Genomic DNA, 7,219 nt, shown 5'->3' on the forward strand with positions numbered 1-7,219 from the left:
CCCCGCTCGCTTCTTCTACGCCGCGAGCTGCGGTCTGAACGCTACGTCCACATAGTAGTTTGTGCTGTTATAGCTGGCACTTGGGAACAAGCCGCTCGCCCCATAGGCATAGACGCCGTTGTTGCCGCTGAGCGCCCTCAAATCGCCGTTCGTCACATCGGCGCTGAAGTAATTGCCGGTCGCCGAATAATTGCCGTTGGTGCTATAGGAAACGACATAGGTCGTATCCGCGGCGACCTCGACCTGCTGGGTGAGCGTGGCGGTCTGCCAGCCGCTTGCCGTTTCGTTGCCGAAGCTGACGCTGCCGAGCAATGTGCCCGAGGCGGTCCAGAGATAGCCGTTGTGCGGGCCTGTATTGTCTGCCCCCTTGTAGAAGCGGATGCCGGTAACCCAGCCCGCCGTATCCGCCTGGAATTTCATGCCGAGATTAACCGGCTGGTTGTCGTTGACGGAGACGATCGAAGGCGTCGCATCGGCGGCAAAGAGGTTCTGCTCCGGCCCTCCCGTCTGGCCGCCGTTGATGGTGAGCGCAACCTGCGCCGACGCCGTGCCGCCCTTGCCGTCTGCAATTGCGTAGCTGAAGCTTGCCGGTCCCGAATAGCCTGCCGTCGGCGTGAAAGTCACCGTCTTGGCCTGGGCGTCATAGGCGACCGAGCCGTTGACCGCGCCGCTGACGCCGGTGATGACAAGCGGATCACCATCGGCATCGGTGTCGTTTGCCAGGAGCACTGAGGCCTGGATGGTGATCGGCGTGCCGGTATTGGTCGACAAGCCGCTGTCATTGGCGGCGACCGGAATCGCATTCTGCGCGCCGCCCTGTTGATAGAGCACGTCGACCCAGTAATTGCTCGCATTGTAGGAAGCGGTCGGAAACAGGCTGCCCGAGCCATAGGCATAAAGGCCGTTGCCGCCACTCGCCGCACTCGACGGGGCCGTCAGCGCGCCGTTCGTATGGTCCGTCGTGAAGTAGTTCGCCGTTGCGGAATAGAAGCCGTTCGAATGGTAGCTCGCCACATAGGTGGCGCCGGCCGTAACATTGATCGGCTGGGTGAAGTAAACCGTCTGCCAGCCGCTCGCCGTCTCGCTGATGAAGGTGGCCTGGGCCAGAACCTGGCCGCTGGCCGTCCAGAGCGAGCCGACATGCGTGCCGGTATCCTGGGCGCTCCTGTAATAGGTGAGCCCGGTGATCTGGCCGCTGGCGGAAGCGATGAACTTGACGCCGAGTTCGACCGAGTTGGCGTCATTGGCGGCGGCAACACCCGACGTGTCGGCGCCGGTGAACAGGCTTGACGTCGTTCCTCCCCCGGGCGGCGTGCCGACAGTGAGGCTGACGGTGGCCGACGCTATGCCGCCATATCCATCCGCGATCGAATAGGAGAAGCTCGCCGCACCCGTATAACCCGCCGTCGGGGTGAAAATGACGGACTTGGTCTGGCTATTGAAGGTCACCGTTCCGTTGACCGCAGCATTGACGCCGGTGATGCTGAGCGGGTCGCCATCGCCATCGCTGTCGTTTGCAAGCAGGCTGGCTGCGGCAATCGACAGCGCCGTGTTGGAATAGGTCGTGTAGCCATTGTCATTGGCGGCGAACGGCACCGCATTGCTTGTCTGGTTGTAGACGACATCCACCCAGTAGTTCGACGACTGGTAACTGGAGCTTGGGAACCCCGTGCCATTTCCGAAGACGCCGTTACTGCCGGCGAGCGCCGTCAGCGCGCCGTTGGTATGGGCTGACGTGAAATAATCTGATGTCGCCACATAGGAGCCTGTCGTGTGGTAGGAGGCGACATAGGTCGTGCCAGCCGCGATATGCACCGGGTTGGTGAATGTCGCGGTCTGCCAGCCGCTCGCCGATCCGCTGTCGGCGAAGCTGACGGTCGCGACCAGCGTGCCGTCGGTCGTCCAGAGGGAGCCGGTATGGGCGCCGGTATCGCCGGCAGCCTTGTAGTAGCGGATGCCGGTAATCATGCCGCTGGACGAAGCGACGAACCTCATCCCAAGTTCGAGCGACTGACCTTCGTTGAAGCTTGCGCCCGTCGGCCCTTCGCTTGATTTAAACAGCGTTTCCCCGGCAGGGCCTTGGTTTACGGTGAGGCTGACGTTGCCCTGATCCGTGCCGCCGCGCCCGTCCGACAGCGTATAGGTGAAGCTTGCCGGCCCCGAATAATTGTTGCTCGGCGTGAAGATGACGGTGCCGTTCTGCTTATTGAGCGTCACCGTCCCGTTGACGGCATTGCCGACGGCCGAAATCGTCATCGCATCGCCATTGGGATCTGTGTCGTTTCCGATGAGCGAGGCGATCGAGACGACGAGGCTGTCGTTGCGGGTGATGGCCAGCCCCGCGTCGTCGGTCGCAACCGGCGCGCTGTTGGGGCCGGCATCGAAGACCACGTCGACCCAATAGTTGGTGCCGGTACCGGGGCTCTGGCCGGGGAATGTGCCGGCATTGTCGCCATAGGCATAGACGCCGCCGCCATCGACGGCCTTCAGCGCGCCGCTGGCATAGGGGCTGGCGAAATAATTCTCGGTGGCGGAGTAGAAGCCGTTGGTGTGATAGGAGGCCACATAGGTCGTGCCGGCGGCAATCTGGATCGGGCTGGAGAACATCACCGTCTGCCAGCCGGAAAGCGGTTCGCCCACCGACACGCCTGATGCCAGTAGCGTTCCGTTGGCGCTCCAGAGGCTGACGACATGGTCGCCGATGTTGTAGAAGCCCTTGTAGAAGCGGATGCCTTCCACGTAGCCTGCCGTCGTCGCCTGGAAGCGCAGGCCGAGCTCGACGGAATCGCGATCGATCGCCATTTCGACCGCGGGCTTTTCCGCAAGCGTCCATAGGCCCTGCGTGCCCGGCAGCGTGACGGTGACCTGCTTGCCGGCAGACGGCGCCTCCATATTGACGCTGTCGTCGACGGCGCGCGACATGATCGTATAGGTGCCGCTCGCCTGGACGACCCAGTTATAGCTCCAGCTCTCGCGGCCTGACGCCTTGAACCAGTGCTGGCCGCCATCGGTGGAGACTTCGACGCCGGCGATGATGCCGCCGCCGAAATCCTGCGCCGTCCCTGTGATCGTCACGCGCTGCCCTTCGACGAAACTTGCGCCTATGATCGGCGAGCTGATCGACGAGGTCGGCTTCAGCGTGTCGGTCGACTGTGTCGCAAGGATCAGGCTCGCATCCAGCGTCGTCGGCTGAATACCCATGTCCGCGAACATGTTGACCATCGCCTGCTGCACGTTGCGATCGGTTGACGTGGCCGGGCCTTGGTGGTTGTCACTCAGCCCCCAGGACCAGAAGACGGTGCCGGCGCCGAAGACCAGCGCGCCGCTTTCTGCCCGGTACATGGTTAGGCTATGGGTCGCCACCGCATCGCCGACCGTGGTGCCGTAATCGCGCAGATAGGTGCTCACCGCGATGGAAGAGAGCGACAGGTTGATGAGGCCATCCGGACGGAAGCCGTTCTCGACATCGGAATCCCACTCATAGCCGAGCAGGTTCTGCACCAGATTGTAGGTTTCGCCTTCATTCAGCTGGGAGACATCGGTATTGCGCCAGAAGCGCAGGTTCGAATAGTCGTAGGGAATGGAGATCGTATCCTGGCGGTAGCTGTCCACCTGGAACATCGTGCCCGTCAGCGCATTCTCCGGCTGCTGCCCCGGATCGGCATAACGCGGATCGCGCCAGGTGCCGGTGCCGACATTGCTCGGATCCGTGCTCGTGCCCCAGGTTTCCTTGTAGCAGACCATGGTGCGGTAGGCCTGACCGCTGCCGTCGATGCTGCTTTCCCAGCGGACCTTCCAGTAGCACTCGTTGCCGCTCCAGAAGGCGAGGTTGACGCCGGCATCGCGCGCCGCCTCGACATTGGCGCGCTGTTCGGCAGACCAGTATTCGTCATGCCCGACGGAGAGATAGGCATCATGGTTGAGCAGCAGCGTGCCGTTGCGCGCCGCATCGACGCCGGAAATATAGGAAACGTCGTAGCCGTTCTGCTCCAGCCACGAGATGGCGGAGGATTCGACGCCGAAGATGTAGTCGTGCGAGCCGCCGATCGGGCTCGTATTGGTGATGATCGGCCGGTTATAGCTGACCGCCGAGGCCCGACCGATCGCCGTCAGCCCGCAGCTGCAGTTCGGCGGCAGGTAGCCGATCATGTCTGCCGGGTCGACGGGCACTTCGCCGTAGTAGAGGCTGGCGCCGCCCCAGGCATTATAGGCCTGCCATGTCGTGTCGGACGTCTGGAAGACGATATTGCTGGTCGAGGCGTCGTCGCGCACGACGAAGGGGATGATGCTTGCATCCTCGGTGCCGTCTTCGCGCACCAGCTTGGCAAAGTAGACGCCGGAGACCGCGTCCGTCGGAATCTGCCAGCTCGCCGAAACCGACCAGTTGCCGCAATCGATAAGGCCGAGCGACATGTCGACGATCGGATGCGGCTGGATCTGCGCCGTTGTCAGCGATTTCTCGATCGAGTCGACCTTGCGTGCGCCGGCCCCGCCATAATAGCCCATGCGGTAGATATCGATGCGGTAATGGGTGGAATCGGTGGCGATCTTGAAATCGACCGTCTGGCCGATATTTGTGCTGATTTCGGTGGCGAAGCCCTGGATGGTGCCGCCGCCGTCGCCTTCAAGACCCCACTCGCTGATCGGGTTGCCCTGCTTCAGGTTTTCGAGCGCGATCTTGTTGGGCGTTACCGTCGCGACCGACGCTGCCGGAGTCGCTGCCGCCGAAGTTGCCGTCGCTGGCGTCGCCAATGCCGTCGCGGCGGCGGTCGTCTCGGCAGAAACGTCCTGGCTCGGCTCCACCGAGATGGATGCTATCGAGGCCTGAAGGCGCAATGAAGTCGTGCCGACACTGCTGGAAGAACCGGCCGGCGCCGGCGTCTTGGCGCTGCCGGTATCGGCATCGCCGGTAACACCCGTCAGCGCCGGAGCGGCAGGCAGTGTCGCAGCCTCCTCATACGGGTCCGGGCCGAGCACGGTGCGTTCGGATGACGTCGTCGTCTGCAACACCGTCGCAACCGACGCCGTCTTGGCAGAGGTGTCCTGCGCGCCGCCGTCGCCTGCAGGCGCGGGCATCGCCGTCGGTGGTATCGAGGCAGTTTGCACGCCGCCCGATGAGATCAGCGCGGCAGGCTGCATGATATTGCCGGTAAAGGAAGACGGACCGGTGAAGGAGGACGGGAGGGCGGCGCCGTCGAGATTGGCGAAGCTGCCGTTACTGGCAAAGCTTAGGGAACCATCGGTACTCGTGGAAGATACAACCGTCGCGGTTCCCAGCACTGCGCTCCAGGTTGAGGGTGCACGACAGATACTCAACGCTCCACCAAATGTACTCAAATACTCACGATTACTGACATGAATTCTCCGCATCAGCGGCGTCCCCTTCCGCATCGGCCCGCCCTTCGGCCGCCATAGCAAGAGCTTCATTCTGGCACCTTTGCCAAGGGAATGTACGACAGCAATCTGGGGTATGAGGGAGGTATCCCCTACGCCCATATGATGACCCTCAACGCATACCAGCCGGGCTACTTCCAAGTGGCTGACGCTGGTTGAAAAGGCATTCTGGGCCGGTCCGGCTGGTCGAGCCGGTTTTTAACTCGAGCGCCCGTGCTACCAGGCCGGAAACGGATCTTCGAGGGCGGCCCAGTCGCGCGGATCGGCGCTGGCGAGGCATCCGTCCAGTGCGGTCCGCACACCTGTCTCGTCCATATCAACACCGATGAATACGAGCTCCTGCCGACGGTCGCCCCAAGCGCTGTCCCACCGGCTTTCGATATGCTGACGAAACTGCTGATGGCTCGGCCAATCCTGCCGGGGCACGGCCGCCCACCAGAGCCCCATCGGCTCGCAGCGCCGCTGCACCCCGGCCGCCGACATCAGGCCCACATGACGCGGGCGTGTGGCAAGCCAGAAATGGCCTTTGGCGCGGATTACCCCCGGCCAGGGCTCGTCCAGGAATGCTCGAAACCGCCTGGGGTCGAAGGGACGCCGCGTGCGATAGACAAAACTCGATACCCCGTATTCTTCCGTCTCCGGGACATGGTCGCCCGGGCTGTACAGCTCCTTGTGCCACAACGGGTGGGCGGCGGCTTTTGCTTCATCGAAGAGGCCCGTACTGAGGATGGTTGCAAGAGAAACCTTGCCGAAATCCGTCTCCACCTGGCGCGCATCCGGGTTGAGCGCAGCAACTATCTTGCGGACTTCCGCGCGGATCTCTTCGGTCGCGTCCGAGATCTTGTTGATCACGACAACATCGGCAAACTCGATCTGATCCACCAGCAGGTCGATGAGTGTGCGCCGGTCCTCGCCGTCGCGCTGCAGGCCGCGGTCGGCAAGCAGATCGGCACTGCTGTAGTCGGCTAACAGGTTTGCAGCGTCGACCACGGTGACCATTGTGTCGAGGCTGGCAAAATCTGCGAGGGAGACGCCGTTCTCGTCACGGAAGGAAAAGGTGGCAGCGATAGGGCATGGCTCGGCAATGCCGGTGCCTTCGATCAACAGATAGTCGTATCGCCGCTCTTCTGCCAGTCGCCGTACTTCCGTCAGCAGGTCGTTGCGCAGGGTGCAGCATATGCAACCATTGCTGAGCTCGATCAATGTCTCCGTCGTATGCGACAGGTTGCAGCCGCCGTCTCGAATGAGACTGGCGTCTATGTTCACTTCGCTCATATCGTTGACAATGACAGCGACCCGCAGGCCCTGACGATTATTCAGGACGTGGCTAAGAAGCGTCGTCTTACCAGCGCCGAGGAAGCCGGCCAGCACGGTTACCGGGAGCCGCTCGATCCTGTTCATCGGCATTCCTTGAATGCGGGCGGTCGAAGCGCACTTCGCCGCGACCAGCATTTGCGTATGAGCCTCATTCGAAACCGGTCCGTAACCTTGTCCTTTTTTTCACGCGACGAGCTGTGGTCGGAAGACAACGTCGGCATAGTAATTCGCCGAATTGTAGGTGTCGGTCGGGAAGAGACCTGCGGTGGCGGATCCGCCATACGCATAGACACCGTTGCCGCCGGCGACGGCACTTGATTGGGCCGTCAATGGACCATTGGTGACCGCATTCGCGAAGAAGCCATCAGTTGCCACGTAAGCGCCGGTGGTGTGATAGGACGCAATATAGTTGGTGTTTGCGGTAATGGTGACGGGCGTCGTGAAGTTCACCGTCTGCCAGCCGCTCGCCGTGGTGTTGCTGAAGGTGGCGGTGGCAAGCCTGGTGCCG

3 protein-coding genes are annotated in these 7,219 nt (G+C 62.4%); all 3 read right to left on the minus strand.

Annotated elements, in window-relative coordinates; translation table 11 throughout:
- Positions 1–15: 15 nt before the first annotated feature.
- A complete protein-coding gene (locus tag FHX10_RS28985; RefSeq protein ID WP_063474719.1) occupies positions 16–5,427 on the minus strand; it encodes a DUF4082 domain-containing protein in 5,412 nt (1,803 codons plus the stop codon).
- A gap of 183 nt (positions 5,428–5,610) precedes the next feature.
- Positions 5,611–6,795, minus strand: a complete 1,185-nt coding sequence (locus FHX10_RS28990; RefSeq protein WP_028757508.1) for a GTP-binding protein — start codon at positions 6,793–6,795, stop codon at positions 5,611–5,613.
- A 99-nt stretch (positions 6,796–6,894) separates the two neighbouring features.
- Positions 6,895–7,219 (minus strand): DUF4082 domain-containing protein (locus FHX10_RS35305; protein ID WP_246721356.1); only part of this gene is annotated, 325 nt, incomplete at its 5' end.

It is taken from the genome of Rhizobium sp. BK591, from assembly GCF_014195045.1.
In the GTDB taxonomy this organism is placed as follows: domain Bacteria; phylum Pseudomonadota; class Alphaproteobacteria; order Rhizobiales; family Rhizobiaceae; genus Rhizobium; species Rhizobium anhuiense.

Excerpts from the sequence above, each read along its gene's own strand:
- FHX10_RS28985 (WP_063474719.1), bottom strand. The coding sequence starts at position 5,427 with ATGAAGCTCTTGCTATGGCGGCCGAAGGGCGGGCCGATGCGGAAGGGG.
- FHX10_RS28990 (WP_028757508.1), bottom strand. The coding sequence starts at position 6,795 with ATGAACAGGATCGAGCGGCTCCCGGTAACCGTGCTGGCCGGCTTCCTC.